The organism is Kribbella sp. VKM Ac-2571 (assembly GCF_004362255.1).
In the GTDB taxonomy this organism is placed as follows: domain Bacteria; phylum Actinomycetota; class Actinomycetes; order Propionibacteriales; family Kribbellaceae; genus Kribbella; species Kribbella pratensis.
This window is the reverse complement of the sequence record NZ_SNWS01000021.1, coordinates 87,429-113,214: the sequence shown is the minus strand read 5'-3', so window position 1 is coordinate 113,214 and position 25,786 is coordinate 87,429. Positions and strand designations below refer to the sequence as shown.

Here is a 25,786-nt window from a genome sequence, read left to right as displayed (position 1 = left end):
ACCCCTTGGGGTCGATCAGGACCTGAAATTCGCCCTCCCTGCCGATCAGGGCGCCGAACCGGCAGGGGAGAATGGCCGTCGTGCCCGCACACACTGAACACTCCGCCGAACTCTTCGCCCGAGCCTCCACGGTGACCCCGGGTGGGGTCAACTCTCCGGTCCGCGCGTTCCGCGCCGTCGGCGGCGTACCGCGTTTCATGGCCTCCGGTGACGGATGTCACATGACCGACGTCGACGGCAACCGCTATCTCGACCTGGTCTCCTCCTGGGGCCCGCTGCTGCTCGGACACGCTCACCCGGAGGTGATCGCCGCCGTCCAGGCCGCGGTCGCCCGGGGTACGTCGTACGGCACGCCGACCGAGACCGAGGTCCTGCTCGGCGAGGAGATCGTCGCGCGAACACCGGTGGACAAGGTCCGGCTGGTGTCGTCCGGGACCGAGGCGACGATGTCCGCGCTCCGACTCGCCCGCGGGTTCACCGGGCGCGCCAAGATCGTGAAGTTCGCCGGCTGCTACCACGGCCATGTGGACGCACTGCTGGCCCAGGCCGGTTCCGGCGTCCTCACGCTGGGCATTCCCGGTACGCCGGGAGTCACCGAGGCCACCACCGCGGACACGATCGTGCTGCCGTACAACGACCAGGCCGCGGTCGCCGCCGCGTTCGCGCAGTACGGCGACCAGATCGCGGCCGTGATCACCGAGGCGTCGCCCGGCAACATGGGCGTCGTTCCGCCGCGGGACGACTTCAACGCGTTCCTCGCCCGGATCTGCACGGAAAACGGTGCACTTTTCATTTCCGACGAGGTCATGACCGGCTTCCGGATCACCCGCTCGGGCTGGTACGGCGTCGACGGCGTCCGGCCGGACCTGATGACGTTCGGCAAGGTGATGGGCGGCGGCTTCCCGGCCGCGGCGTTCGGCGGCCGCGCCGATGTCATGTCCCACCTCGCGCCGGAGGGCTCGGTCTACCAGGCCGGCACGCTGTCCGGGAACCCGATCGCCACGACCGCCGGTCTGACCACGCTGCGGCTGGCGACCGACGAGGTCTACGCCAAGCTCGACGAGACCTCGCTCACCATCCAGCGCCTGGTGTCGACCGCGCTGGACAAGGAAGGTGTGCCGCACGTCATCTCCGCGGCCGGGAACCTCTTCAGCGTCTTCTTCGTGGAGTCCTCGGAGGGACCTGCCGAGATCCGGGACTTCGCCGGAGCCAACGCCCAGGTGCTGCCCCGGTTCACGGCGTTCTTCCATGCCATGCTGGACGCCGGTGTCTACCTGCCACCGAGCGCGTTCGAGGCCTGGTTCGTCAGCGCGGCGATCGACGACGACGCGCTGGCCGAGCTCGAGTCCGCCCTGGCACCCGCCGCTCGGGCGGCGGCGGCCGTAGAGAACTGAAGGGACAGTGGTGACCGAAACGACGGTCGTGCACCTGATGCGTCACGGCGAGGTGCACAACCCGACCGGCGTGCTCTACGGCCGGATCCCCGACTTCCACCTGTCCGAGCTCGGCCGCGCGATGGCCGATCGGGTGGCCGAGCACGTCAAGGGCCGCGACATCGTGCACCTGGTCAGCTCCCCGCTGGAGCGGGCCCAGGAGACGATAGAGCCGATCGCCAACGTGTTCGGCCTCACGCCGGACATCGACGAGCGGGTGATCGAGGCGGCGAACCTGTTCGAGGGCAAGAAGTTCGGCGTCGGCGACGGCGCGCTGCGGAACCCGAGCGCCTGGTGGCTGCTGCGGAACCCGTGGAAGCCGTCCTGGGGTGAGCCGTACCAGCAGCTGGTACGCCGGATGCGGGACGCGATCGAGACCGCCCGGCAGAAGGCCGCCGGGCACGAGGCGCTGATCGTGTCGCACCAGCTGCCGATCTGGATCGTCCGGTCCGCGATCGAGGGCCGCCGGATGTTCCACGACCCGCGCAAGCGCCAGTGCAGCCTGGCCAGCCTGACCTCGTTCACCTTCCACGGTGAGCAGATCGTGTCCGTTGGGTACTCGGAGCCGGCGAAAGACCTACTTCCCGTGAAAAACCCGAAGAAGTTCGTCGGAGGGGCGTGATGCGTCGTACAGCGTTGCTGGTCGCCGGAGTGCTCCTCGTCGCGGGGTGCAGCTCCGGTCAGCAGGCGGCGCAGAACCGCCAGGGCCAGTCGGGATTCGTCAGCGGCAACGGCAACGTGTCGACGTTCGCGGCCGGCGATCGGAAGGCGGCGCCGGAGCTCACCGGGAAAACGCTCGACGGCAAGACCTGGACGCTGTCCGAGCAGACCGGCAAGGTCGTCGTACTGAACGTGTGGGGTTCGTGGTGCCCGCCGTGCCGCAAGGAAGCACCCGAGCTGGTCGCGGCGTCGAAGGAACTCGGGTCCGGGGTGCAGTTCATCGGACTGAACACCCGCGACCTCGACCCGGCGCAGGCGAAGAAGTTCGTGCAGGAGTTCGACGTCCCGTTCCCGAGCATCTACGACCCGAACGGCAAGGCGCTGCTGCGGTTCCGCGGCCAGATCTCCCCGAAGGCCATCCCGACCACGCTGGTGATCGACAAGGACGGCAAGGTCGCGGGACGCGTCGTCGGCGAAGTCACGAAGCAGACGCTGCTCGGAATGGTCGCTGATGCTCGATAACTGGCGCCGGTTGAGCTAATGGGACAGTGGTTCGCCGACTCGATGACGGGTTCGATGCTGGTCGCACTGCCGATCGCGGTGCTGGCCGGTGCGATCTCGTTCTTCTCGCCGTGCGTCGTACCGCTGCTGCCCGGCTACCTGTCCTACGTCACCGGTCTGTCCGCGGCTGAGCTCGGCTCGGACAAGCGCGGCCGGATGCTCGCCGGTACGGCGTTGTTCGTCGCCGGGTTCTCGGCGGTGTTCATCCTCACCGGCGTCGTGTTCGGCAAGGCGGGCGACCTGCTCATCGACCACCAGACGACGATCACGCGGGTCCTCGGCGGCCTGACCGTCGTACTGGGTCTCGTCTTCCTCGGCGGGTTCGGGTTCCTGCAGAAGGATCTGCGGGTGCACCGGGTCCCGGCGGTCGGGATCGCGGCCGCGCCGCTGCTCGGCGTACTGTTCGGATTCGGGTGGACGCCGTGTATCGGGCCGACGCTCGGGACCGTGATGACGCTGGCCACCACCGAGGGCAGCACCGGGCGCGGGGCGACGCTCGCACTGGTGTTCAGCCTCGGGTTGGGGATTCCGTTCATCGTGGCAGCGCTGGCGTTCCGGCGGATGCTGTCCGCGGTGGCGTGGGTCCGCAAGCACCAGCTGCTGGTGATCAGGATCGGCGGCGTACTGATGATCGCGGTGGGACTGCTGCTGCTGACGGGAGTGTGGGATGCGATGACCGCGGACCTGCGGCAGTGGGTCGCCAACTTCGGATCGGCGGTCTGATGACTGAAATCAAGGACCGGATCGCCGCCGCGTCGGGCCCGGAGGAACCGTCCGGACCGCCCGCGCTCGGCCTGGTCGGCTGGCTGCGCTGGACCTGGCGGCAGCTGACGTCGATGAAGACCGCGCTGGTGCTGCTGTTCCTGCTCGCGCTCGGCGCGGTGCCGGGGTCGCTCGTCCCGCAGACGCCGATCGACCCGATCAAGGTCTCGGACTTCCTCGCCGCGCACAAGACGCTCGGGCCGCTCTACGACAAGCTCGGGCTGTTCGACGTCTACAAGTCCGCGTGGTTCTCGGCGATCTACCTGTTGCTGTTCATCTCGCTGATCGGCTGCGTCGTACCGCGGCTGTCCGTGTACGTGAAGGGCTTGCGGGCCAGGCCGCCGAAGCCGCCGCGGAACCTGAACCGGCTGCCCGGGTACCAGCGCTTCGAGCTCGCCGAAGCCGGCGACGTCATCGAGGTCGCGACCCGCGAGCTCCGGAGACGCCGCTTCCGGGTGCAGTCGTACGACGGAGCGGTCGGCGCGGAGCGTGGATACCTGCGCGAGGCCGGCAACCTGCTCTTCCACTTCTCGCTGATCCTGGCGCTCGTCGGGGTCGCCTGGGGTTCGCTGTTCGGCTACCGCGGCACCGTACTGGTTGTCGTGGGCAACGGGTTCGCCAACTCCGTCGCGCAGTACGACGACTTCACGCCGGGACGCGCGTTCAGCGGGGACGACGACCTGCCGCCGTTCTCGCTGACCGTGAAGGACTTCGAGGCGAAGTTCCAGGAGGACGGTCCGCAGAAGGGCGCGGCGCGGGAGTTCAAGGCGCAGCTGGATTACCAGCAGACGCCGGACGCGCCGGAGAAGTCGTACCTGCTCGAGGTCAACCACCCGCTGAAGCTGGACGGGAGCAGCGTCTACCTGCTCGGCCACGGGTACGCACCGCGGGTCACCGTGAAGGACGGACAGGGAAATGTCGCGTTTTCCGGCCCGGCGCCGTTCCTGCCGCAGGACAGCAACTTCTCGTCGTTCGGGGTGATCAAGGCGCCGGACGCGCGACCGGAGACGCTCGGGTTCGAAGGCTTCTTCCTGCCGACCGCGTACATCGGTCCGAACGGGCCCGTTTCGGTGTTTCCCGACGACCTGAACCCGGAGCTGGTGATGACCGGGTACTACGGCCGGCCGCAGCCGGAGACCGGGAAGCCGGAGTCGGTGTACCAGCTGGACAAGTCGAAGCTGACGCAGTTCCAGCAGACGAACGGCGACAAGTGGCGGCTCCAGCTCGCGCCGGGGCAGAGCGCCCAGCTGCCGGACAAGGCCGGGTCGATCACGTTCGACGGCTACAGCCGCTGGGTGAAGCTGCAGATCAGCCACACCCCGGGGACGGGTCTCGCGCTGGCGGGCATCTCGCTGGCGATCCTCGGCCTGATGGGTTCGCTGTTCGTGCATCCGCGCCGTACCTGGGTGCGGGTCGGGGAAGAGGACGGGCGTACCGTTGTCGAGGTCGCCGGTCTGGACCGCGGCCCCGAGCGCGGCCTCGGTGACGAGATCCAGGCCATCACCACAGCTTTGAAACCCGCCAGCTCGAGCACCCAGGAGCAGCCATGAGCCCGGAGACGTACGCGCAAGTCTCCAACTTGCTGATTCCGACGGCGACGGTGATCTACGCCCTCGCCATGGTTTCCCACGCGATGGAGTGGGCCCTCGGTCGTGCCGCGGTCGCGAAGACCGTTGCGGTGAAGGAGGAGGTGCTGGTCGCGTCTGACGGCGCAGCAGTCTCCGGCGGCGTTGGCGACGTACCTGATGTTCCCGCTGTTGAGGAGCCAGCTGCTGCGGAGCCGGCGTCGAGTGAGCGGCTTGATGCGGCGAGCCGGATCGGGCTGCTGCTGACCTGGTTGGCCTTCGTGCTGCACCTGGGCGGTGTGGTGACGCGTGGACTCGCGGCCGGGCGCGTGCCGTGGGGGAACATGTACGAGTTCTCCATCACGGCGTCACTCGCGGTGGCGATCGTGTACCTGATCTTCGTGCAGCGCTACAAGCTGCAGTACCTCGGGCTCGGTGTGACGTTCGTGGTCGCCGCGGTCCTCGGTCTGGCGACGCTCGCGCTCTACACGCCGGCCGGTCCGCTGGTTCCGGCGCTGCACTCGTACTGGCTGGTGATCCACGTGTCCGCGGCCGCGATCTCCGGCGGTGCGTTCACCGTCGGCGGCCTGCTCTCCGTGCTGTACCTGGTCAAGGCCCGCGCCGAACGCCGTGCCCTGGCCGGCGGCACGATGGCGGCATCGCTGCGCCGGCTTCCGAGCGCCGAGGCGATGGACGGTACGGCGTACAAGGTGCTGGCGTTCGCGTTCCCGCTGTGGACGTTCGGGGTGCTGGTGGCCGGGCCGATCTGGGCCGAGCACGCCTGGGGCCGGTACTGGGGCTGGGACCCCAAGGAGGTCTGGTCGCTGGTGACCTGGGTGGTGTACGCCGCCTACCTGCACGCCCGCGCGACCGCCGGCTGGCGGGGGAGCGGAGCCGCGAAGATCGCGATCGTCGGCTGGTTCGTCTTCATCTTCAACTTCGTCGGGGTGAACCTGCTGGTCTCCGGCCTGCACTCCTACGCCGGGGTCTGACATGAAGGAGTTCGGGATCTACACCGGCCTGCGGGCGGCCCTGTTCGCCGTCTGCCTGGCGGTGCTCTGGATCGCCCTGCGTACGTGGCTGTCGATCTGGCCGATCGCCCTGCTGGCCCTGATCGTCTCGTCCATCCTGTCGATCTTCGTCCTCCGTGCCGCCCGCGACCGCCTGGCCGGCAAGATCGAGACCCGCGCCGCCAAGATCTCCACCCGCCTCGAGCAGGCCCGCTCCGCCGAGGACGACGAGTAAGTCCTGCTTGATCCCGCCGTACCAGTAGTCGACTGGTACGGAGAGTGATCTATGCCATCAGCGAATTCCTCGCAAAATCATTTGTGCACTCCTTCACATGAGTCGTACCGTGGTGGATGAAACGGAACCGTTTCGTTCTATCCGTGGTGTATTAGCTACTCAGGGTGATGATCGTGGAGGCAGCAGGCGTGCGGCAGCGGCCGCGGGTCGAAGGCGGGCGTGAGGACGAGATCCTCGACGCGACCGTGGCGGTGGTGGCCGAGCTCGGCTACGACCGGCTGACCATGGACGCGGTGGCGACGGCGGCGAAGGCCAGCAAGGCCACGCTGTACCGGCGCTGGTCCACCAAGGCCGAGCTGGTCGTGGACGCGATCAGCCGGGCCAAGGGCTGCCCGATGCCGGAAGAGGTCGACACCGGCAGCCTCCGCGGCGACCTGATCTCGATGTCCTGCGGCGACGGCGGTTTCACCGACGAGATGCCGATGTCGGTGATCGCCGGCCTGATCACCGCCCTGCACCGCGACGCCGATCTGCAGAAGGCTTTCCGTGAGCGGTTCCTCGCGCCGCGGCTGGAGCTGACCCGCAAGGTGTTCGAACGGGCGGTCGAGCGCGGTGAGATCGGCGCCGACGTCGACGTCGATCTGCTCTCGACGACGCTGCCCGCGGTCATCGTCCACCACGCCTATGTCCTCGGCATCGAGCCGACCGACGAACTGATCCTCCGAGTGATCGACAACGTGATCCTGCCTGCGGCGCGGGGGTCGCAGGTGAGCTGACCGGTGAGGGGCCGGTCCGCGATTCAACCAGGCAAGTCTGCCCAAGAGGGGAAATAATCCATGTCCGAAGAAGTCATCAACGCCGATCCGCCGGAGGGCCGGCCGGTCGACGCTGAGACCGTGGCCGGCGCGCACGGCCACCGCAATCTCGGTATCGCGCTCGCGCTGATCTGCATGGCGCAGCTGATGGTGGTGCTGGACGGCACCATCGTGAACATCGCGCTGCCGCACATCAAGGACGCGCTCGGCTTCAGCAACGCGTCGCTGCCGTGGGTGGTCAACGCCTACGCGCTGGCGTTCGGAGGCCTGCTGCTGCTGGGCGGCCGGATCGGGGACATCCTCGGCCGCCGCAAGGTGTTCGTCTTCGGCGTCGTGCTGTTCGGCCTGGCGTCGCTCGTCGGCGGTATCGCCCAGAGTGAGGGCGTGCTGCTGGCCAGCCGGATCCTGCAGGGCCTCGCGGCCGCGGCGGCCTCGCCGAACGCGCTCGCTCTGATCACCACCACCTTCCCGGCCGGGAAGGAGCGCAACCGCGCGATGGGTGTGTACGCCGCCATGTCCGGGGCCGGCGCGGCGGTCGGGCTGATCCTCGGTGGCGCGCTGACCGAGGCGTCCTGGCGCTGGACCTTCTTCATCAACACGCCGATCGGCCTGATCGTGGCAGTGCTGGCGTTCCGGTTCCTGGGCGAGTCGCCCCGGCAGACCGGCAAGTTCGACCTTCCGGGTGCCATCACCGGCACGGTGGGTCTGACCTCGCTGGTCTACGGCCTGACGCATGCGGGCTCGAACGGTTGGGGTGACGCGGCGACGCTGGCCTTCATCTTCGGCGGGCTCGCGCTGATCGCGATCTTCCTCGTCATCGAGGCCCGGTCGCGGCACGCGCTGATGCCGTTCCGGATCCTCGCGAACCGGACCCGTGGCGTCAGCTTCTTCGTGATGCTGATCGTGGGCGCGGCGATGTTCTCGATGTTCTACTTCCTCGGCATCTACGTGCAGAGCATCATGGGCTACAGCGCGATCAAGACCGGTCTGTCGTTCCTGCCGTTCAGCTTCGGCATCGTGGCCGCCGCACAGGTCGCGTCGACGCTGGTGGCGCGGATGGATCCGCGCTGGATCTCCGGCGCCGGCGGCGTGCTGGTGTCGGCCGGCATGTTCGGGTTCAGCCGGCTCGAGGTGGACTCGACGTACTGGACCCACCTGCTGCCGTACATCCTCGTGCTGGCGTTCGGGATGGGCCTGATCTTCGTGCCGCTCACGCTGACCGCGGTCAGTGGGGTCGGGGACGAGGACTCCGGCGTCGGATCCGCCGTACTGAACACGGTGCAGCAGATCGGTGGTGCGGTCGGCCTGGCGCTGCTCGGCACGATCTCCGCCAACGCGATCAAGGACAAGTTCGCCGAGCTGGCTCCGGGCCTGCAGAAGGCGGCCGAGTCCGGGCAGTCACCGGAGCAGATCAAGCAGCTGCAGGGGCAGTTCACGGCGCTCGCCACGACGCACGGGTTCACCCGGGCGTTCATCTGGTCGGCGTTCCTGGCGCTGGGCGCGGCCCTGATCACGCTGGTCGGCCTGTCGATCAAGCACAAGGACCTGGCCAACGACGGCCAGCCCGTCCACATGGGCTGATCGCCGCAGTACTCGAAGGGCCCGCTTCCCCGGGAGGGGGGAAGCGGGCCCTTCGTTCGTTCTACAGCTGTTTGCGCATCACAAGTTCGCGGCGTACGCCGTCTGGCATGAGGTCGCCGGGCTCGTCGGTGTCGACGTACCCGTGGCGCAGGTACAGGTTGTGCGCCGGGTCGTTGTCCGGGACAACTGACAGCTGCAGCGTGCCGGCGCCGATGCCGCGGGCCCAGTCCTCGATCGCGGTCATCAGGGCGTTGCCGACGCCCTTGCCGCGGCCGGCGGGTGCGACCCACATCGAGACGAGCTCGGCGATCCGCGGGTCCTCGCCGGTGCTGTGCTCATTGAGGAAGCCTCCGGCCATTCCTACCGGCGTACCGTCGATCGAGGCGATCACCTGATAGGCGTCGGGTACGGAGAGCCGTTCCCGCCAGCGTTCCTCAGGAGCGTCGACCCAGTCCGCGAGCTGCGACCCGAAGGCGAACGGCGCTTCCTCCAGTGCCGCCAGCCGCAGCTCCCGCCAGGCTTTCCAGTCGTCCGGCCCGATCTGTTGCAGTTCGATCATGTGCACAGCATCTCCTGTGCGGACGGTTGCCGTCAGGCCGATTTCGCTGTCAGGCGGGACATCTGCGGCGGCAGCCAGTAGAACGGGATGAGCAGTGCGAACGCGATGATGCCGAGGACCGGGAGGACCGCCCCCAGCGCGGTGCCCGCGCCGTACAGGACCGGTCCGAGGAGGAAGCGGCGACTGATCGCGCGTGCCTCAGCCGGGCTGATGGTGTCACCGAGCAGCCGGTGCCCGCGGCGCGCGTACTCCCAGATCGCGTTGAACGGCAGACCGCCGGCGACGAGTACGGCGCCGTACAGGACGACCGCGGTCCGCTCGCCCTCGTGGTTGCGCAAGGCGGAGGCGAGTACGCCCGCGGTGAACGGGATGAGCGCGACCAGGAGCAGCAACAGGGTGTTGAGGAACAGCAGCATCCGGTCGGCGCTCGCGATGTGGTCGAACATGGCGTGGTGGTTCGCCCAGATCAGACCGATCACCAGGAAGCTGATGACATACCCGAGGTACGACGGCCACAGGTGGCGCAACTGCTCCGCGAGGTGTGCGGTGTCCTCGGGGACCTTGATCTCGATGACCAGAAGCGTGATCGCGATCGCGAAGACACCGTCACTGAACGCCTCCAGGCGGGCGGTCTTCAGCATCCCACCGTCACCGGGGCGGGAACTTCGACGACACCCAGTCGCGGACGCCGCCGAGGCCGTCGCCGAGGTCGCGGAGGAACTTGGCCAGCGGGTCCTGCGAGCGGTTGAACGCGTCGGAGTACGACTTGGCGGCGTTCTTCGCCTCCTGCGAGATCGACGCGTCGCCGTCTTCCTGGCGCTTCGGGTAATCACCGGAGACGATCGTCGTGTACTCGCCCTCGTCGACCCAGCGGCGCAGCTCGTGCGCGCGGATCACGGCCAGCGGGTGCGACTGCGCCTCGAGCAGCAGCAGCTTCAGAACGCTGTCGCGCAGGTCGCCGGCGCTCTCGTACTCCGTGCCTTGCGCAAGGAACGCGGTGGTGTCGAGTTCGTTCAGCTGACCGCCGCTGGCGAGCTTCATCTGGACGCGCAGCGCGACCGCCGGGTCCTGGACCGCGAGCAGGCCGGCCCGGTCACCGGACAGCTCCGCCTTGCGGGACCACTCGTGCAAGGCGGCGATGATCGCGCGCAGCCCGAGCGCTCCGATCGGCATCCAGCCGATCGCGCCGGTGAGGCGCATCAGCCAGAGCAGGAGCGACTGGTACAGCGCGTGCCCGCTCTGCGCGTGACCGAGCTCGTGACCGAGGACGAAGCGCAGCTCCTCCTCGTCCAGACCCTGCAGCAGGGCGCTGTTCACCACGATGAACGGCTTGTCCATGCCGATCGTGACCGCGTTCCAGATCGGGCTGTTGGTGACGTACAACTCCGGGAGCTGGCGGACGTCGAGGGTCGAGCCCGCCTCGGTGAACAGCCGGTTCACGGTCGGGAACTGCCGCTCGTCGACCCGGATCGCCGAGCCGAGGTACTGCAGCCGGAACGCGCGCTCGTTGATCAGTCCCGACATCTTCCGCAGGACGTAGTCGAACCCCTTCAGCTGCCGCAGTGCCACCAGAGCACCACGGTCAGCGGGGTGTTCCCACGCCCGCGAGCTGATATCGGTCAACGTCACCCGCTGCCGCGTCGGCCGATCACTGTTCTCGGTCATCGTTCCCCCAACCCGTTCGTCATGGGTTCCCAACCTAGCTCGCCCAAGGGGCGGAGCGCTTGCCCCGAGATGCTGTCGAGCGGTTGGGCGGTTACCGTGACGCGTCAACGGATCGGTGGCGAGTCGGAGGAGAACGTGGCGAACCGTGCCGAGGAACTGCTGGAGATCAACCGCACCCTGCTGGAGCTTGACCGGCGCCTGCACACAGCCCGTGTTGTACGACGGTCGGTGCGTTCGGCGCTCGTTGGTTTGCCCTTCCTCGCGTTCTGCGCCTATGCGCTGTACGTATCTCCGGACTTCGGTGTCGGAAAGAAGCTGATAGGTACGCCGCTCGGTATCGCCATAGCGCTGCTCGCGATCGGCCTGTTGGTCTACGGAGCCCAGAGATTCGAAGGCGACGTCGAGGGCCCCGGCGACCTCGAGTTGCAGATCGTGGTCCAGCGTGAGCGAAAGGCTTACCTGCTCTCACAGCAGGAGCCTCAATTGAAGCTCCGCCAGTACGCCTACCATGAGGAGATCGCGTCGGATCTGGAGACGCTTCGCCGGGGCGCCGTCCGCTATCGACGCATCAACAACTTCTTGCAGGCGGTGATCATTGTCGGATCGCTGGCCGCGACCTCGATGACGAGTTTGGCGCTGTCCGAAGAGTCCTTGCGCTGGGCCAGTGTCGGGACGACTTTCGCTGTCGGGCTCGCTGCCGGCTTCACCGGCTACTTCAAATTCAGAGAGCGGAGCTTCTATCTGCAGCAGACGGCCGACGCAATCGAATACGAACGTAATTGCTTCGGCATTGGGATCGGGCGATACAAGGGAAAGTCTCAGGAACTCGCTCTGCTGGATCTGGTGGAGGAGGTGGAGCGCCTGCGAGCTGAGCAGCGCAAACGCGAGCAGAACATCGACCAGCCTCCGGAACGTGACGAATGAGCACCGAGGCAGGTGGTTTACCTTGGCGAGCGATTGAGCGCTGCCGCCAGCAACAAGGTGGGGACCCACCCGATGGGCACTGACCACCAGCCGAGGCCCTGTCCTGCCGCCAGTGCGGTCGTTGCGACGGAGAGCGCCGTACCGCCGAGCCAGTAGCCGAGGGCGTTCGCGGCCGGTCGTGTCGTGCCGCGGCGGTAGCCGACCCAGGCGAGGGTGAGGGTGGCCGGCAGTGCCAGTGCGATCGACCCGAAGGCGAGGATCGCGAGGATCAGCGCGACCTCCTCGGGTGAGAAGTGGATGGCGCCGAGCGGGATCATGCCTGCGATCCTCGCCGCCCGAGGAGGTGGTTGCAGAGCGTAGGAATACTCAAATCGGGCTTGACGTCCTAGCCTGGCCCGCATGAGTGAGGTTGACGGGGTATGCCGTGAGGTCGATCGCCGGGACGAGAAGGCGCGCGCCTGGGTGTCCGAGGCGATCCGGATCGTGGACGCCGACGCGAACCGGAGCGCGGACACGCATCTGCACGTGTTCCCGATGCCGGAGGGTTCCGGTGTGGACCTGTACCTCAAGGACGAGTCCGTGCACCCCACCGGCTCGCTCAAGCACCGGCTCGCCCGGTCCCTGTTCCTGTACGCCCTGTGCAACGGCTGGATCCACGAGGGCACCACGGTCATCGAGGCGTCCAGCGGCTCCACCGCGGTCAGCGAGGCGTACTTCGCCCGCCTGCTCGGCCTGCCGTTCATCGCGGTGATGCCGGCGTCGACCAGCCCGGAGAAGATCGAGCTGATCGAGTTCTACGGCGGCCGCTGCCACTTCGTCGAGCGCTCCGGCCAGATCTACGGCGAGGCCAAGCGCCTGGCCGACGAGACCGGCGGCCACTACATGGACCAGTTCACGTACGCCGAACGCGCGACGGACTGGCGCGGCAACAACAACATCGCCGAGTCGATCTTCGGGCAGCTCTCGCTGGAACAGCACCCGATCCCGACCTGGGTCGTGGTCGGCGCGGGGACCGGCGGTACGTCGGCCACCATCGGGCGCTATGTCCGCTACCAGCGGTACGACACGTCGGTCGCCGTGGTGGACCCGGAGAACTCGGCGTTCTTCCCGGCCTTCGAAGCCGGCGACCACGAGTTCTCCACCGGCCGCCCGTCCCGCATCGAAGGCATCGGCCGCCCGCGCGTCGAGCCGTCGTTCGTGCTCGGCGTCGTCGACCGGATGATCTCGGTCCCCGACGCCGCCTCGATCGCCGCGATGCGCTTCTGCTCCCGCGTCACCGGCCGCCTCGTCGGCGGCTCCACCGGCACCAACCTCTGGGGCTCACTACGCCTGGCCGCCGAAATGCGCCGTACGGGCGCCCGCGGCAGCATCGTCACCCTCCTGTGCGACAGCGGCGAACGCTACGGCAACACCTACTACGACGACGCCTGGCTCCGCACCAGCGGCATCGACATCACCCCCTACACCACCACCCTCGAAACCTTCGCCGCCACCGGCCACTGGACCGAACCGGAGTAGGTTTCCGCACGACCAGGTGCGGTTGTGTTTGAAGGACACGCCTTCGGCGCGGCTGATTTGTTGCCGGCTTCGCCGGGGCCTGGGTCGTGCTGTTGGGTGAATGTTCTGGTGCGGTAGCCGGCGTGGTGGTGGGGTTGGACAGGTCATTTGCTGTTCACGCCCACACTTTCCTGGGGGTTGGCCGTCGGTCCGCCGCCGTGCGCTTCAGGGTCGTAGGGCGAGTTTGCCGACGGTGGCTCGGGATTCGAGTTCTGTGAGTGCGTTCGGGCCGTCGGCGAGCTCGTACGTCGTGGGCTCGGCGGGGCCGAGTACTCCGGTCGCGATCAGGCGGAACAGTTCGCCCATGATCTCGCCGTACAGCTGTGGCGTGGTCTGGATCAGGATGCCGATGTTGAGGCCGATGAGCTGGACCTGGTGCTTGTAGACGAGGTCCCAGTTGCTGAGTGCGGCCTCGCCGGCGGGTAGGCCGAAGACGACTACTCGGCCGGTGACGCGTCTTGTGGCGGCCAGGCTCGCGTCGAGGGTCGGGCCACCGACCGACTCGAGCGTCAGGTCGACGCCGACGCCGTCGGTCAGGCGCAGTACTTCGGCGGCGAGATCGGCGCTGCGAGAGCTCAGGATGTGCTCGGCGCCCAGTCGGCGCACCACCTCGTGCTTCTCCGGGAGGCGGTCGCGATCACCGTCGCACCGTAGTGCTTCGCCATCTTCACTGCGGCCTGCCCGGTCCCGCCGGCCGCGGCGTGGATCAGTACGGTCTGTCCGGCGACCAGCCCGCCGAGCCGGAGCGCGGCCGAGGCAGTCGGCCAGCTCACCACGAGGCCTAGCGCCTGCTCGTCGTCCCAACCAGCCGGCACCGGAAGGGCCGCGACTGCCGGCAGCACCAAGTACTCCGCAAATGCCCCGCCCCGGATGCTGACGCCGACCAGGTGAGTGCCGAGTTCCAGCTCCACTCCTTCGCCGACTGCCGTCACTTCACCGGCGGCTTCGATGCCCGCGATGTACGGCGGTTGGGGCCCGCCTGCGAACGTTCCGCGAGCCTGCGAGATATCGACGAAGTTGATGCCGGCAGCAACGACCCGGATCAGCACCTCGCCCGGGCCGGGGACCGGGACCGGTGCATCGGTGACCAGCCGAAGGTCGGAGGGTCCGTTCAAGGACGTTTGCTGCAGCGCACGCATCGCGGTCGCTCCTATTTGTTTGTCGAATGATCAACAAATAGTGACACCACTGGACCTAGTGGTCAAGATAAACTTGATCGATCGACCAAGAAATCTCCGGAGGGACCCGCATGGCCACGCGTGGCAGACCGCGAACGTTCGACCCGGACGTCGCCCTGCGCCAGGCCCTCGACGTCTTCTGGGAACGCGGCTACGAAGGCACCTCCCTGAACGACCTGGCCCAGGCCATGGGAATCAAGTCCGCCAGCATCTACGCCTGCTTCGGCAGTAAGGAAAGCCTGTTCCGGCAGGTCATGGCCCTGTACGGCGCAACAGCCGGCGAACCGCCCCGCCGCGTCCTCCGCGAAGGACCGACCGCCCGCGAGGCGATCCACGCCATGCTGCAAGCGACCGCCGACCAGATCACCCATCCCGAGCACCCGCACTACTGCATGCTGATCCTCGCCGCCCCGACGGGAGCTACGGAAAATCACGCAGTACGAGAGTTTCTGGCTGCCGGCCGCCAAGGTCAGTACGCCGAGATCAGGGACCGCCTGTCCCGTGGCGTGACCGACGGCGATCTGCTCGCGCCACCGGTCGGCCTGGACGCAATGGCCAGGTACTACGCCACCGTCGTACAAGGCCTCTCGATCCAAGCCCGCGACGGCGCCACCCGCGCCGAACTCGAGACCGTCATCACCTGCGCCATGGCCGCCTGGCAAACCCTCGCGTCATGACCCGCATCCTGATCACCGGCATGTCCGGCACCGGCAAGACCACACTCCTAGACGAACTCGCCCGCCGAGGCCACCACACCGTCGACACCGACTACGACGGCTGGACCCAACCCGACGGCACCTGGCACGAGCAACGCATGAGCGACCTGCTTGCCGGGCACAGCGACGTGATCGTCTCAGGCACGGTCGAGAACCAGGGCAAGTTCTACAACCGCTTCGAGCACGTCGTACTCCTCACCGCACCGCTCGGCGTCCTCATCGAGCGCGTGACCCGCCGTACGAACAACCCGTACGGCCGAACCCCCGAACAACAAGCCGAAATCGCCTACTACGCCCAATCGGTCGAGCCCCTCCTCCGCGCGGGCGCAACCCTCGAACTGGACGCTCGGCAGCCCGTCGTCGACCTCGCCGCTGTCATCGACGACCTGGCAAACCGCAGATAGTGCTCCTCGGTGGGTCTGATGCAGCGCGCTTCATCAAGCTTCGGAAATGATTCGGTGCTTCGCTGCTGTGAACTCTTCGTCGGTCAAGACCCCGGCCTCGTGCAGCAAGGCCAATTCCTTCAGTTGCGCCACGATGCCGCCCGCTGATGCGGCAACGGTTGAAGCTGTACCGCCGGCCGTGGCTCCGTTCACGGGTGGCGTGCTCGTGGGAGCCGGCATCTGCGTTGCCACCGTCGGCCGTTTCGACGCTGCGATGCGCGATCTCAGCTCGTTGATGTCGGAGTTGACCAGGTTGAATTCGGCCTTTGTCAACGGCAGGCAGTTCGACTGCTTCCACGGGTCGTTCTCGCCCTGCCCCCAGAAGTCCTTCGTCCTGCCGCCGGCGTAGCTGGGGGTAAGCACCTCCAGGACGCCGTTCAGCAGTCCAGAGTTGTATTCAATGCCAGTGATATCCACGAAGTGGAACGTCGCCGACCGCTCCCCTCCCAGGCTGCCGGCCATCAGACCGGTCATCGCACCCGTCTTGATAATTGCGAGCCGGTCCTGCCAGGCTGCGAGGACGCCTGCCGTACCCGCTCCAAGGATCAACCAGGGTGCGTCCTCCGGGGCATGGCACTGTCGGACGATGGCTAGTGCGGCCTTCTTGGAAACAGTCGAACCGACCAGCCTGGTTCCTGCGGGCCACTCACCACGCGCGGCGGCGTCCATTCGCGTCGCGGCGGCCGAGACGACGACGGCAGCCCGGGTGTCAGCCACCTGATACAGGCTTGGGTCGAATGCAGCCTGCGCTTGCGAGACAGTTGTCGCAAGCAACTCATGATCCTCCCTCTGTACCATCTTGAAGAGCATGTCGGACCGACGCGTGTTGCTCCCCTGCGGCAGCGAGTCCGGACTGGCAACTGTCACCAGCACGGTCTCTTTTTTCGCGTCCGGCTCCATTGTGAACGCGTGGCTGTACGGAAATTCGACGCTCCAACCAGCGCTGGCGAACCCGCCGAGTCGGAAGTTCGTGACAGCGATCGCTTCTGTCTGTGGTCGGAGGTTGTTGCATTTCAGCAGCGCTAAAATTTCTTCGCCCGGCAACAAACAGGAGCTGAGGGCCTTCGCCCATTTCTCAGCCTTGCTCTCGGAGACCTTGTGGCCCAACTGTGCACCCATGTGTCGTCTCCTCGCTCGATTGAGAGGTTATACAGCGCCACGCTAACTGGGGTTGAGGCGGCAGGCCAGGGTGCACTGCTGCGATACGCGATGGTTCCGGTATTTCGTGTCGATACACTGTGATCGCGGTTCGACCATGTCGTGGAGGAGCCGAACGAGGTGCACAGGCCGCAAGCGGCGGCACTCGGGTCGGCTGGTGTGCAGCCTGGTTCGGTGCCGTGCTGGTGTTGGTGGAGTGCGGCTCAGCTGCCTAGCGTTAGGCCTGCGGCGAGGCCTATGGCGTAGAGGAGTTCGGTTAGGCCGGTGAGTTTGAGGACGGGGATGAGGGCGGGGCCTACTGCGTCGCTGAGGATGATTCGGGTGGACTTCACGGCCAGGGGGAGGGCGATGAAGGCCAGGAGGGTCCACGGGGTGGCGATGACCGAGATTGCCGCGAGGGCGAAGGCCAGGGCGATCAGGGTGGCGTAGAAGCGGCGGGAGAGGGCGGCGCCCAGCACCACAGCCAGCGTGCGCTTGCCGGTGACCGAGTCGGTCGGGATGTCGCGGAGGTTGTTGGCGACCAGGAGAGCGCAGGCGATCGCACCGACCGAGACAGCGCCGGCGACGGCCGACCAGTGCAGCGTTTCCGCTTGGGCGTACGTCGTACCGAGGACGGCGACCAGACCGAAGAAGAGGAACACGCTGACTTCACCGAGCGCCCGGTAGCCGTACGGCTTCTTGCCGCCCGTGTAGAACCAAGCACCGAGCAACGACGCGGCCCCGGCGACAAGAAGCCACCAGGTGGTCGTTGCGCACAGCACGATGCCCAGCGCCGCGCCGATGCCGAGGCAGGTGAAGGCTGCGGTCTTGACGGCCCGCGGAGTGGCGACCTTCGAGCCGACCAGGCGGAGCGGGCCGATCCGGTTCTCGTCGGTGCCGCGGATGCCGTCGCTGTAGTCGTTGGCGTAGTTGACGCCGATCTGCAGGGCCAGCGCGACGCCCAGGGCGAGCAGCGCCTTCCACCAGACGAAGCCGTCCAGGTATGCGGCCGCGCCGGTTCCGACCAGAACGGGGGAGATCGCGGCGGGCAGGGTTCGGGGGCGGGCGCCTTCGATCCACTGGGCAGGGGTGGCCATGACCATCGATTGTGTCAGCCGGGATCCGGTCGTCCGGAGGCGGGCCGTACGCTCGGTGTGTCATGTCTAGGTTGCGACTGGTTCCGGGGACGCCGGACGGGGTGTTGGCGGCGCTCGCCGGGGTGCTGGACGGCAGCGGTACGCCGTTCGCACCGGTGCCGAGCGACCCGGCCTCGGCTGCACGGGTACACGACGCGGCCAAGCCGGATGAGCCGGTCGAGGACGGTTGTGCGGTGGTGCTGACCACCTCCGGGTCCTCTGGTGAGCCGAAGGGCGTGCTGCTGTCGCGGGAGGCGCTGATCGCGTCGGCGACCGCCACACACGACCGACTCGGCGGGCCGGGGCAGTGGCTGCTCCCGATGAAGCCGTACTTCGTCGGCGGCCTGCAGATCCTCACGCGCTCGCTGGTCGCCGGTACCACACCGGTGCTGCTCAACGACAGCTTCACCGCGGCCGCGCGTCAGATGACCGGTGTACGCCGGTACACCGCGATGGTGCCGACGCAGCTGGCCCGTTATCTCGAGACGGATCTGGACGCGCTGCGGTCGTTCGACGCGATCATCATCGGCGGCGCGTCCACACCCGAGCCGTTGAAGGCCAAGGCAGCGGAGGCCGGCGTCAACGCGATCCCGGCGTACGGGATGACCGAGACCGGCAGCGGGTGTGTTTATGCGGGGGTGCCGCTGGACGGTACGTCGATCGACCTGGACGACGGACGCATCCTCATCAAGGGGAGCACGCTGTTCGATGGGTACAGGCTACGGCCGGACCTCACCGCCGAAGTACTGCAGGACGGATGGTTCCGTACGCAGGATCGCGGTGAGCTGGTGGACGGGCGGCTGCGCGTGATCGGTCGCGTGGACGACGTGGTGATCTCCGGCGGAGTGAACGTCACGCTGACGACCGTGCAGGCGCGGCTGCTCGAGCATCCGAAGCTCGCGGACGCCGTAGTACTTGGGGTTCCGGACGCTGAGTGGGGCACGCGGGTGGTCGCGTTCGTAGTAGGCGAGCCGACGCGCGAGGAGCTAAGGGACTGGGTCAGTCAAACCTTGCCGCGGACGTGGGCCCCCCGGGACGTCGTACAGCTGCAGGCGTTGCCGATGCTTGCCTCGGGCAAGGTAGACCGGCAGCGGTTGCTGGAGGGCGTGCGGTGATCACGTACTCGATCGGCCTCAGGAACAAGTTCCGTGGCATCACAGTGCGCGAGGGAATGCTGTACGAAGGCGCTGCGGGCTGGGCGGAGTGGAGCCCGTTCCTGGACTACGACGACGCCACCTGTGTGTCCTGGCTGCGGGCGGCCCGGGAGGCGGCCGAGGACGGCTGGCCGGCACCAGTGCGCGACCGCGTGCCCGTCAACTGCACAGTGCCGGCCGTTGGACCCGAGAAAGCTGCGGAGATCGTCAGAGCGTCCGGCTGCAGTACGGCGAAGGTGAAGGTGGCTGAGCCGGGTCAGACGCTCGCCGACGACCTGGAGCGTGTCGAAGCGGTGCGGGACGCGATCGGCGGCGGACAGGTGCGCATCGACGCCAACGGGCTGTGGTCGGTTGACCAGGCCGTGCAGAACCTCAAACAGTTGCAGCGGTTCGACCTGGAGTACGTCGAGCAGCCGTGCGCGACCGTGGAGGAGCTGGCCGACGTACGGCGACGTACCGACGTACCTGTTGCTGCTGACGAGTCGATCCGCCGGGCTGAGGACCCGCTGCGGGTCAAGAAGCTCGACGCCGCGGACATCGCCGTGCTGAAGGTGCAGCCGATCGGAGGCGTTCGCGCGTGTCTGGAGATCGCTGAGCAGATCGGACTGCCCGTAGTGGTGTCGTCTGCACTAGAGACCTCAGTAGGCATCGCTGCCGGCGTCGCACTCGCTGCTGCGCTTCCGGAGCTGCCCTACGCCTGCGGTCTCGCCACGGTCTCGATGTTCAGCCAAGAGGTGGTTGCCGAGCCGCTGCTGCCCATCAACGGGTTCCTGCCGGTCCGAAGCGTCGTACCGGATCCCCAACTGCTGGAAGCTGCACGTGCTGACGCGGACCGGACAAAGGTGTGGGAAGAACGCCTGTCCCGAGTAAGGAGTGCCGGATGAACCCGTCCACGGCTTTTGCGACTGTAGTGGTCGACGAACTGATCCGCTGCGGTATACGCGAGGCCGTGGTGTCGCCTGGCTCCCGCAGCGCCCCCCTCGCCCTGGCACTCGCAGCCGCCGACCGTGACGGGCGGCTCCGACTGCATGTGCGCATCGACGAGCGTACGGCGGGATTCCTGGCCATCGGCCTGATGCGGGGGAGCGGCCTACCAGTACCCGTGGTGACTACGTCAGGTACTGCGGTAGCGAACCTGCACCCGGCTGTACTCGAGGCATCGCACAGCGGGCTCCCGCTGATCGTGCTGAGCGCGGACCGGCCACCTGCCCTGAGAGGCAGCGGTGCGAACCAGACCACCGACCAGATCAAGGTCTTCGGCTCTGCGGTCCGCCTGTTCCACGAAATGGGTACGCCGGTCCGTGAGATCGGTCAGGTCGCGTACTGGCGCTCGCAGGTGGCCCGAGCCGTGGCGACCGCAGTAGGTGCCCGCACCGCCGACCCGGGTCCGGTGCAGCTCAACTGTCCGTTCTCGGAGCCCCTGACTCCGACGGAGGGACCAGAGTGGCCTGAGCCACTGAGCGGACGCAGCACCGGCCCATGGACCTCTATTCACGCAGCAGCGGGCCGTCCGGCCGCTGTGTCGCCCGGACCGAAGACCGTGGTCGTCGCGGGCGACGGTGCGTCACAGTCCGCGCGTTTGGCGGCGGAGGCCGGACAGTGGCCGTTGTTCGCGGAGCCGTCCAGTCGGGCACGGACCGGTCCCTCGGTCATCTCGGCGTACCGGTTGTTGCTGCAGGCAAACACGTTGGCGGGCGAGATCGAGCGGGTGCTGGTGTTCGGGCATCCGACGCTGTCCCGCCCGATTTCGAAGCTGCTCGCCCGGCCCGACGTCGAGGTTGTCGTGGTCTCGCCGATCGGACTGTGGCCGGACCCGGCCCGGCGCGCAGCCTCAGTCCTCACCGCGCTCGAGGTCACCGGAGCCGACCGGACCGACTGGCTCGCCAGATGGCAGGAGGCCGACCAGCTCGCCCGCCCGGAGATCGACAAGGTCCTCGCGGACGGCCTGAGCGGACCGCGGGTCGCTGCCCTCGTCGGTGAGGCCGTCGGCGCGGACGGCATGCTCGTCGTCGCCTCGTCGAACCCGATCCGCGACCTCGACCTCGCCCCGATCGTCCCGATCCGCACGATCGCGAACCGCGGCCTGGCCGGTATCGACGGCACGATCTCGACCGCGATCGGCGCCGCCCTCGCGAACGCCGGCCCGACACATGCGCTGATCGGCGATCTCGCCTTCCTGCACGACAGCAACGGGCTCGTCATCGGGCCGGACGAGGCCCGCCCCGACCTGCGGATCGTGGTCGTGAACGACAACGGCGGCGGGATCTTCTCCACGCTCGAACAGGGCGATCCGACGCACGCGACGCACTTCGAGCGCGTCTTCGGTACGCCGCACAACGTGGACATCGGCGCACTGTGCGCGGCCAGCGGTACGGCGCACACGCTGGTGCAGACCGTCGACGAGCTGCGGGCCGCGCTGACGCCCGCGGTCGCCGGCCTGGATGTCGTCGAGGTGCGGATCTCCCGGGATGATCACCGGCCGCTCGGCGCGGCGATGGTCGCGGCGCTCAAGCAGTAAGACGCTCAAACAGCTGTATGGCGTTCAAGCAGCTGTAACGGGAACCTTCCGCGCCGGCTGCAGCGTCCGCAAGTGGCTGAGCAACGGCACTGCCATCGCGATCACCAGTGCGGTCGTCGTGAGGATCGGGACTGTCGCGCCGCGCAGCGACGAGTTGAGCGGAGCGGCGATCGTGAAGATCAGGCTGACCGCGGTCATGATCGTGGTCAGCCGCCGTCCGGGGCGTGCGACGGCCAGGAACGGCAGGCACCAGAGGAAGTACCAGTCGTGCGCGCTCGGCCCGAGTACGACGACCGCGAGCAGTGCGACTCCGACAGCCCTTGCTGCGTAGTGGATCGACGACCGGAGGCTGAGCCACGCGATCAGAGCGAGTGCGGCGACCATGCCGACCAGGCGGACGATCTGTAGCGCTTGTGCGGCCGCAGTGTCCTGTCCCAGCCAGCCCAGTACGCCGGAAGCCGCCATACCGATCAGGTTGGCGATGGAGAAGGGTGAACGGACCAGCCCGGGTACGTCGAGCGCACCGAGCCACCCGGAGCCCACACCGGTCATTGCACCGATGGTGACGAGCGTCAGTACAGACACGGCGCCCGCAATCACCAGACTGGCGAACCGATGCAGCCGTCCGGCCAGTGGGCTCATCACTGCGGCGATCGCGATCACCACCAGTCCGCCCGGGAGCTTCACTGCAGCAGCCGCACCGGCCACGACTGCCGCCGTACCCCAGCGACCAGTCAGTGCCAGCGCGAACGCGCTGCTGGCCAGCCCGAGCATCAGTACGTCGTTGTGAGCCGCGCCGATGCCGTGGGTGATCAGCATGGGGTTCAGTACGACCAGCCAGGTGGCGAAAGCCGGGTCGACGCGACATGCGATCGCCAAGCGCGGTACTGCCCAGGCGATGAGGACCATGCCCAGTACGGCGAGGAGGCGGTGCGCCAGCATCAGCACATACGGGTCCATGGTGAGGTGGGCGACCAGACCGCCGTACGCGAGTGGCAGGGGACCGTACGGCGCGGGCGTCTGCATCCACATCGGGTCGACGGCCTCGATGATGTGGCCGGACAGTACGCCGGGACCCACGTCGTACGGGTTGTAGCCCTCGGCGACGAGTGCGCCCTGGGCCGCGTAGCTCCAGGCGTCGCGGCTGAACAGTGGCAGGGCCAGCAGGAGCGGTGCGCTCCAGCACACCGCCATACGAAGCAGTGGGAGGCGTTCGCGGGCCATGACGCGCCTGCCCACGGTCAGCCAGGCCCAGGCCATCAGCCCGAGCCCAGCAACCATGAACGTCAGCCCGACCATCCGGCCGAGCAGGGAATGGCGTAGCGGGATGGCGGCGACCCAGGAGGACGCCGGCACCACCGACGTCACGAGGCTCGCCAGCGCGACTACAACAGCGCCGACGACCCCACGGACCATCGGCGAGCGCATGGCCGGACCGTAGCCCGACCATGCGACCCGTCGATGAACATCAAGCGGATTCCTTGCGGAACGTTCTTGCTCCGACAGCCAGTCCGATGACGGTCAGCAGGACCACCCAGAACAGGCCCCAGAGCGACGACGAGCTGCTGATGTCGCCGCGGAACAGGGCGCGGACGCCGTTCACCACGTGCTTCAGCGGGCTGATGTCGGACAGCCGCTGCAGCCACGTCGGACCGATCCGCATCGGCAGGAGGATCCCGGACAAAAGAAGGAGCGGCATGGCGATGCCGTTCAGCAGCGGGGCCAGTGCGTCCTCGCTCTTCGTGATGAGCGCGACGGAGTACGACAGGGAGGCGAACGTGGCGCCGAGGAGCGCGACGATCACCAGCGAGAGCAGTACGCCGGCCCACGGGGCACGCAGACCCAGCGGCAGTGCTGCGAGCAGCAGGAGGACCGACTGGACCACGAGTACGACGACGTCCCGCAGCACTCGCCCTGCCATCAGCGCGATCCGGGAGGCCGGGGTGACGCGGTCGGCCTCGATCACGCCGGCCCGGTACTCCGCGATCAGGCCGAAGCCCACGAACATCGCGCCGAACATGCCGAGCTGCACGATCAGGCCGGGAATGAAGACCTGGTAGGCGTTCGTGGTTGCGCCCTGGCTGATCTGCGCGGTGATCGGCTTGAGCAGCGGGCCGAACAGGAACAGGTACATCAGCGGCTGGCTCAGCATCAGGATCGACCACATCGGGTTCCGCAGCGACAGCCGCATCTGGCGATGGAAAACGATCCAGGTTTCGCGCAGGACGATCACGCCGCGGTCTCCTTCTTCTCGTCGGTTCCGGTGGCGTCCTCGTCGCGGAGGGAGCGGCCGGTCATGGTCAGGAACACGTCGTCGAGCGTCGGCCGATGGACCTCGACGCCGTGCAACTCGATGCCCTGGGCATCGATCGAGCGGAGCAGTGCGGGCAGCACCGAACCGCCGCGGGGGATCCGGAAACCGACCACGTCGTCCTCGGTCCCGACCTCGACCGCACCCTCGAGTTCGCGGACGATCTTCATCACCGCCGGGGCTTGCGAGGTGTCCGCGATCGTCAGCCGGACGGCGTCCCCGGAGACCTGCTGCTTGAGGTTCTCCGGCGTACCCGAGGCGACGATCTTGCCGTGGTCGATGACCAGGATCCGGTCGCAGAGCGCGTCCGCCTCGTCCAGGTAGTGCGTGGTCAGGAAGATCGTCGCGCCGCGGTCGCGGAGGCCGCGGATGTGCTCCCAGAGGTTGGCGCGCGCCTGCGGGTCGAGGCCAGTGGTCGGCTCGTCCAGGAAGATCAGCTTCGGGTCGTGGATCAGGCCCATCACGATGTCGAGGCGCCGTCGCTGCCCGCCGGAGAGCGTCTTGCACTGGCGGCGCCAGAGGCCGGGGAGGTCGAGCTCCTCGAACAGACGCTGTCCCTCCGCGATCGCCTTGGCCTTAGGTACGCCGTACAGCCGGGCGTGATCGACGACCTCGTCGCCGGCGATCGCCTCGGGCAAGGTGGATCCGCTCTGTGGGACGTACCCGATCCGGCGGCGGACGCCCACCGGGTCCTTCGCGAGGTCACATCCGGCGACCGTCGCAGTCCCCGCCGTCGGCTGGATCAGCGTCGCCAGCATCCGCATCGTCGTGGTCTTACCGGCCCCGTTGGGCCCCAGAAAACCGACGATCTCCCCGTCGGCCACCTCGAGGTCAACCCCCTGTACCGCCTGTACAGGTCCTCGCTTCGTCTTGAACGTCCGCACCAGCCCGCGCGCTTCGATCATCATGCGGGCCAGTGTGACTAATCAACTTTGACTAGTCAATCTTGATTATCGGCCCACCAACCCCAACTTTGAGAAGCCACCGACCGTTTCGGGGCCGCGAAAATGGTTGGTGGCTTCTCAAAGTTGGGCGCGGGAGCGGGGGAGCGCCGGGCGGGGTGGGGGTTAGAAGGTGGGCGCGTCGGGGATTTCGCCCCAGTGGGTGACCATGCCGGGGTAGGGCTCCCAGTCGGCCGGTTCGCCGGCGAAGGCGTACGCGCCGTCGCGGATCCGGTCCAGGAACTCGCGGGTCCACTGGAGTTCGCCGGCGTCGCGCGCCTTCGTGATGCGGAACATCTCGACGACGTGGTTCGGCGTACCGGGGTCTTCCTGGATCTGGCGTTCGGCGAACGGCTCGGACTTGAGCCAGGACTCGTGCTGGGCGATCCGGGCCTCGAGGGCGGCGATCACCTCGTCGCGGCGCAGCGACCACAGGAAGCTGATCGTGGCCTGCATCTTGTCGGGGTGGAACCCGTCGACGGTCCACAGCATGCCGCGCAGCAACGAGAAGTACTCCGTCTCGCCGTCGGCGGTCAGCTTGTACGACGTACGCCCGGGGCGATGCGCGCCGTCCTGCTCGAGTTCCTGGAGGTACCCGTGCTTCGCGAGCGTGCGCAGCCCCGTGTAGATCGAGCCGGGGTTGACGTTCGCCCACGCCTCCACGTTCCACGTCAGCAACTCACGCCGCAGTTGGTACCCGTACGCCGGCTGAAAGATCCGCACGACGCCGAGCAGCAACAACCGCGTGGTGGACATGCCCGCAGTGTAAATCCGGTTCTGGTGACGCATGCATGGGCGGGGATGGCTGCCGGTCCGGTCCGGCAGGCATCCGGCACCGGCTCGCGCCTCACGCAACAGGAGGGGCCTGGCGAACCCGACGTCCAACAAGATCTACCGCCAGGCGGGATACCGGCCGGTGGCCGAC

Annotated in this window: 28 protein-coding genes; 16 read left to right on the top strand and 12 right to left on the bottom strand. The window is 67.7% G+C overall.

The window, feature by feature from the left end; translation table 11 throughout:
- Positions 1-71: 71 nt before the first annotated feature.
- The 9 genes from hemL to EV651_RS35375 all read left to right on the top strand — a co-directional run bounded on the left by hemL (position 72) and on the right by EV651_RS35375 (position 8,622).
- The gene (gene hemL, locus EV651_RS35415; RefSeq protein ID WP_133789620.1) at positions 72-1,394 is read left to right on the top strand and encodes a glutamate-1-semialdehyde 2,1-aminomutase; all 1,323 of its coding nucleotides are present in this window, start codon (positions 72-74) and stop codon (positions 1,392-1,394) included.
- 37 nt (positions 1,395-1,431) lie between these two features.
- Complete coding sequence (locus tag EV651_RS35410) at positions 1,432-2,055, top strand: histidine phosphatase family protein (protein WP_238157408.1); 624 nt, start codon at positions 1,432-1,434, stop codon at positions 2,053-2,055.
- The gene (locus EV651_RS35405; protein WP_133789618.1) at positions 2,055-2,615 is read left to right on the top strand and encodes a TlpA disulfide reductase family protein; all 561 of its coding nucleotides are present in this window, start codon (positions 2,055-2,057) and stop codon (positions 2,613-2,615) included. Before EV651_RS35410 ends, EV651_RS35405 begins: the two co-directional genes overlap by 1 nt.
- Before the next feature lie 18 nt (positions 2,616-2,633).
- The gene (locus EV651_RS35400; protein ID WP_133789617.1) at positions 2,634-3,377 is read left to right on the top strand and encodes a cytochrome c biogenesis CcdA family protein; all 744 of its coding nucleotides are present in this window, start codon (positions 2,634-2,636) and stop codon (positions 3,375-3,377) included.
- The gene (locus tag EV651_RS35395; RefSeq protein ID WP_370353918.1) at positions 3,365-4,966 is read left to right on the top strand and encodes a cytochrome c biogenesis protein ResB; all 1,602 of its coding nucleotides are present in this window, start codon (positions 3,365-3,367) and stop codon (positions 4,964-4,966) included. The genes EV651_RS35400 and EV651_RS35395 overlap by 13 nt, the downstream gene beginning before the upstream one ends.
- Positions 4,963-5,973, top strand: coding sequence for a c-type cytochrome biogenesis protein CcsB (gene ccsB / locus EV651_RS35390; RefSeq protein WP_133789615.1), 1,011 nt, complete (start codon positions 4,963-4,965; stop codon positions 5,971-5,973). Before EV651_RS35395 ends, ccsB begins: the two co-directional genes overlap by 4 nt.
- A 1-nt stretch (position 5,974) precedes the next feature.
- A complete protein-coding gene (locus tag EV651_RS35385; RefSeq protein ID WP_133789614.1) occupies positions 5,975-6,226 on the top strand; it encodes a DUF4229 domain-containing protein in 252 nt (83 codons plus the stop codon).
- 173 nt (positions 6,227-6,399) lie between these two features.
- Positions 6,400-7,002, top strand: coding sequence for a TetR-like C-terminal domain-containing protein (locus EV651_RS35380; protein ID WP_238157399.1), 603 nt, complete (start codon positions 6,400-6,402; stop codon positions 7,000-7,002).
- 60 nt (positions 7,003-7,062) lie between these two features.
- The gene (locus EV651_RS35375) at positions 7,063-8,622 is read left to right on the top strand and encodes an MFS transporter (protein ID WP_133789613.1); all 1,560 of its coding nucleotides are present in this window, start codon (positions 7,063-7,065) and stop codon (positions 8,620-8,622) included.
- Between the two features lie 61 nt (positions 8,623-8,683).
- On the opposite strand, the gene EV651_RS35370 is transcribed toward EV651_RS35375, so the two are convergent.
- From EV651_RS35370 to EV651_RS35360, 3 genes are read right to left on the bottom strand one after another with little or no spacing between them, the layout of a single operon-like run.
- On the bottom strand, positions 8,684-9,181 hold the full coding sequence (locus EV651_RS35370; RefSeq protein WP_133789612.1) for a GNAT family N-acetyltransferase: 498 nt from the start codon (positions 9,179-9,181) through the stop codon (positions 8,684-8,686).
- A 32-nt stretch (positions 9,182-9,213) separates the two neighbouring features.
- Entirely contained in the window at positions 9,214-9,822 is a 609-nt protein-coding gene (locus EV651_RS35365; RefSeq protein WP_133789611.1) for a TMEM175 family protein, read from the bottom strand.
- Between the two features lie 7 nt (positions 9,823-9,829).
- Positions 9,830-10,846, bottom strand: a complete 1,017-nt coding sequence (locus EV651_RS35360; protein ID WP_133789610.1) for a M48 family metallopeptidase — start codon at positions 10,844-10,846, stop codon at positions 9,830-9,832.
- A 135-nt stretch (positions 10,847-10,981) separates the two neighbouring features.
- On the opposite strand from EV651_RS35360, the gene EV651_RS35355 reads away from it, so the two are divergent.
- Entirely contained in the window at positions 10,982-11,770 is a 789-nt protein-coding gene (locus EV651_RS35355) for an SLATT domain-containing protein (protein ID WP_202870656.1), read from the top strand.
- Between the two features lie 17 nt (positions 11,771-11,787).
- On the opposite strand, the gene EV651_RS35350 is transcribed toward EV651_RS35355, so the two are convergent.
- Entirely contained in the window at positions 11,788-12,087 is a 300-nt protein-coding gene (locus EV651_RS35350) for a hypothetical protein (protein WP_133789608.1), read from the bottom strand.
- Positions 12,088-12,169: 82 nt separating this feature from the next.
- Here EV651_RS35350 and EV651_RS35345 point away from each other — a divergent pair, with 82 nt between their 5' ends.
- Positions 12,170-13,288, top strand: coding sequence for a PLP-dependent cysteine synthase family protein (locus EV651_RS35345; protein ID WP_133789607.1), 1,119 nt, complete (start codon positions 12,170-12,172; stop codon positions 13,286-13,288).
- A 204-nt stretch (positions 13,289-13,492) separates the two neighbouring features.
- Here EV651_RS35345 and EV651_RS42735 read toward each other — a convergent pair whose 3' ends face one another.
- Both EV651_RS42735 and EV651_RS42730 read right to left on the bottom strand, forming a co-directional pair.
- Entirely contained in the window at positions 13,493-13,936 is a 444-nt protein-coding gene (locus tag EV651_RS42735) for a zinc-binding dehydrogenase (RefSeq protein ID WP_238157398.1), read from the bottom strand.
- Positions 13,903-14,466, bottom strand: coding sequence for an alcohol dehydrogenase catalytic domain-containing protein (locus EV651_RS42730; protein WP_238157397.1), 564 nt, complete (start codon positions 14,464-14,466; stop codon positions 13,903-13,905). The genes EV651_RS42735 and EV651_RS42730 overlap by 34 nt, the downstream gene beginning before the upstream one ends.
- A gap of 110 nt (positions 14,467-14,576) precedes the next feature.
- Here EV651_RS42730 and EV651_RS35335 point away from each other — a divergent pair, with 110 nt between their 5' ends.
- On the top strand, positions 14,577-15,182 hold the full coding sequence (locus tag EV651_RS35335) for a TetR/AcrR family transcriptional regulator (RefSeq protein ID WP_133789606.1): 606 nt from the start codon (positions 14,577-14,579) through the stop codon (positions 15,180-15,182).
- Positions 15,179-15,625 carry an AAA family ATPase gene (locus EV651_RS35330; protein ID WP_133789605.1) on the top strand — a complete coding sequence of 149 codons (447 nt, stop codon included), beginning with the start codon at positions 15,179-15,181 and terminating at the stop codon, positions 15,623-15,625. Before EV651_RS35335 ends, EV651_RS35330 begins: the two co-directional genes overlap by 4 nt.
- A gap of 33 nt (positions 15,626-15,658) precedes the next feature.
- Here the strand turns inward: EV651_RS35330 and EV651_RS35325 are convergent, their stop codons facing one another.
- Positions 15,659-16,783: an SHOCT domain-containing protein gene (locus tag EV651_RS35325; RefSeq protein WP_133789604.1), complete on the bottom strand. Its 1,125-nt coding sequence runs from the start codon at positions 16,781-16,783 to the stop codon at positions 15,659-15,661.
- A 242-nt stretch (positions 16,784-17,025) separates the two neighbouring features.
- Positions 17,026-17,898 carry a 1,4-dihydroxy-2-naphthoate polyprenyltransferase gene (locus tag EV651_RS35320; protein WP_133789603.1) on the bottom strand — a complete coding sequence of 291 codons (873 nt, stop codon included), beginning with the start codon at positions 17,896-17,898 and terminating at the stop codon, positions 17,026-17,028.
- Positions 17,899-17,960: 62 nt separating this feature from the next.
- Here EV651_RS35320 and menE point away from each other — a divergent pair, with 62 nt between their 5' ends.
- The 3 genes from menE to menD are packed head-to-tail and all read left to right on the top strand — an operon-like array spanning position 17,961 to position 21,609.
- Positions 17,961-19,052: an o-succinylbenzoate--CoA ligase gene (menE, locus tag EV651_RS35315; protein ID WP_133789602.1), complete on the top strand. Its 1,092-nt coding sequence runs from the start codon at positions 17,961-17,963 to the stop codon at positions 19,050-19,052.
- Positions 19,049-19,975 (top strand): o-succinylbenzoate synthase, encoded by a 927-nt coding sequence (locus tag EV651_RS35310; RefSeq protein WP_133789601.1) that lies wholly within the window; start codon positions 19,049-19,051, stop codon positions 19,973-19,975. Before menE ends, EV651_RS35310 begins: the two co-directional genes overlap by 4 nt.
- Positions 19,972-21,609 (top strand): 2-succinyl-5-enolpyruvyl-6-hydroxy-3-cyclohexene-1-carboxylic-acid synthase, encoded by a 1,638-nt coding sequence (menD, locus tag EV651_RS35305; RefSeq protein WP_133789600.1) that lies wholly within the window; start codon positions 19,972-19,974, stop codon positions 21,607-21,609. Before EV651_RS35310 ends, menD begins: the two co-directional genes overlap by 4 nt.
- Before the next feature lie 24 nt (positions 21,610-21,633).
- Here menD and mptB read toward each other — a convergent pair whose 3' ends face one another.
- The 4 genes from mptB to EV651_RS35285 form a co-directional block, all read right to left on the bottom strand.
- Positions 21,634-23,037, bottom strand: coding sequence for a polyprenol phosphomannose-dependent alpha 1,6 mannosyltransferase MptB (gene mptB, locus EV651_RS35300; protein ID WP_133789599.1), 1,404 nt, complete (start codon positions 23,035-23,037; stop codon positions 21,634-21,636).
- Positions 23,038-23,077: 40 nt separating this feature from the next.
- Positions 23,078-23,842 carry an ABC transporter permease gene (locus EV651_RS35295; RefSeq protein WP_133789598.1) on the bottom strand — a complete coding sequence of 255 codons (765 nt, stop codon included), beginning with the start codon at positions 23,840-23,842 and terminating at the stop codon, positions 23,078-23,080.
- Positions 23,839-24,828 (bottom strand): ATP-binding cassette domain-containing protein, encoded by a 990-nt coding sequence (locus EV651_RS35290; RefSeq protein ID WP_202870655.1) that lies wholly within the window; start codon positions 24,826-24,828, stop codon positions 23,839-23,841. The genes EV651_RS35295 and EV651_RS35290 overlap by 4 nt, the downstream gene beginning before the upstream one ends.
- 159 nt (positions 24,829-24,987) lie before the next feature.
- Positions 24,988-25,617 carry a PadR family transcriptional regulator gene (locus EV651_RS35285; RefSeq protein WP_133789597.1) on the bottom strand — a complete coding sequence of 210 codons (630 nt, stop codon included), beginning with the start codon at positions 25,615-25,617 and terminating at the stop codon, positions 24,988-24,990.
- Positions 25,618-25,786: the final 169 nt, after the last annotated feature.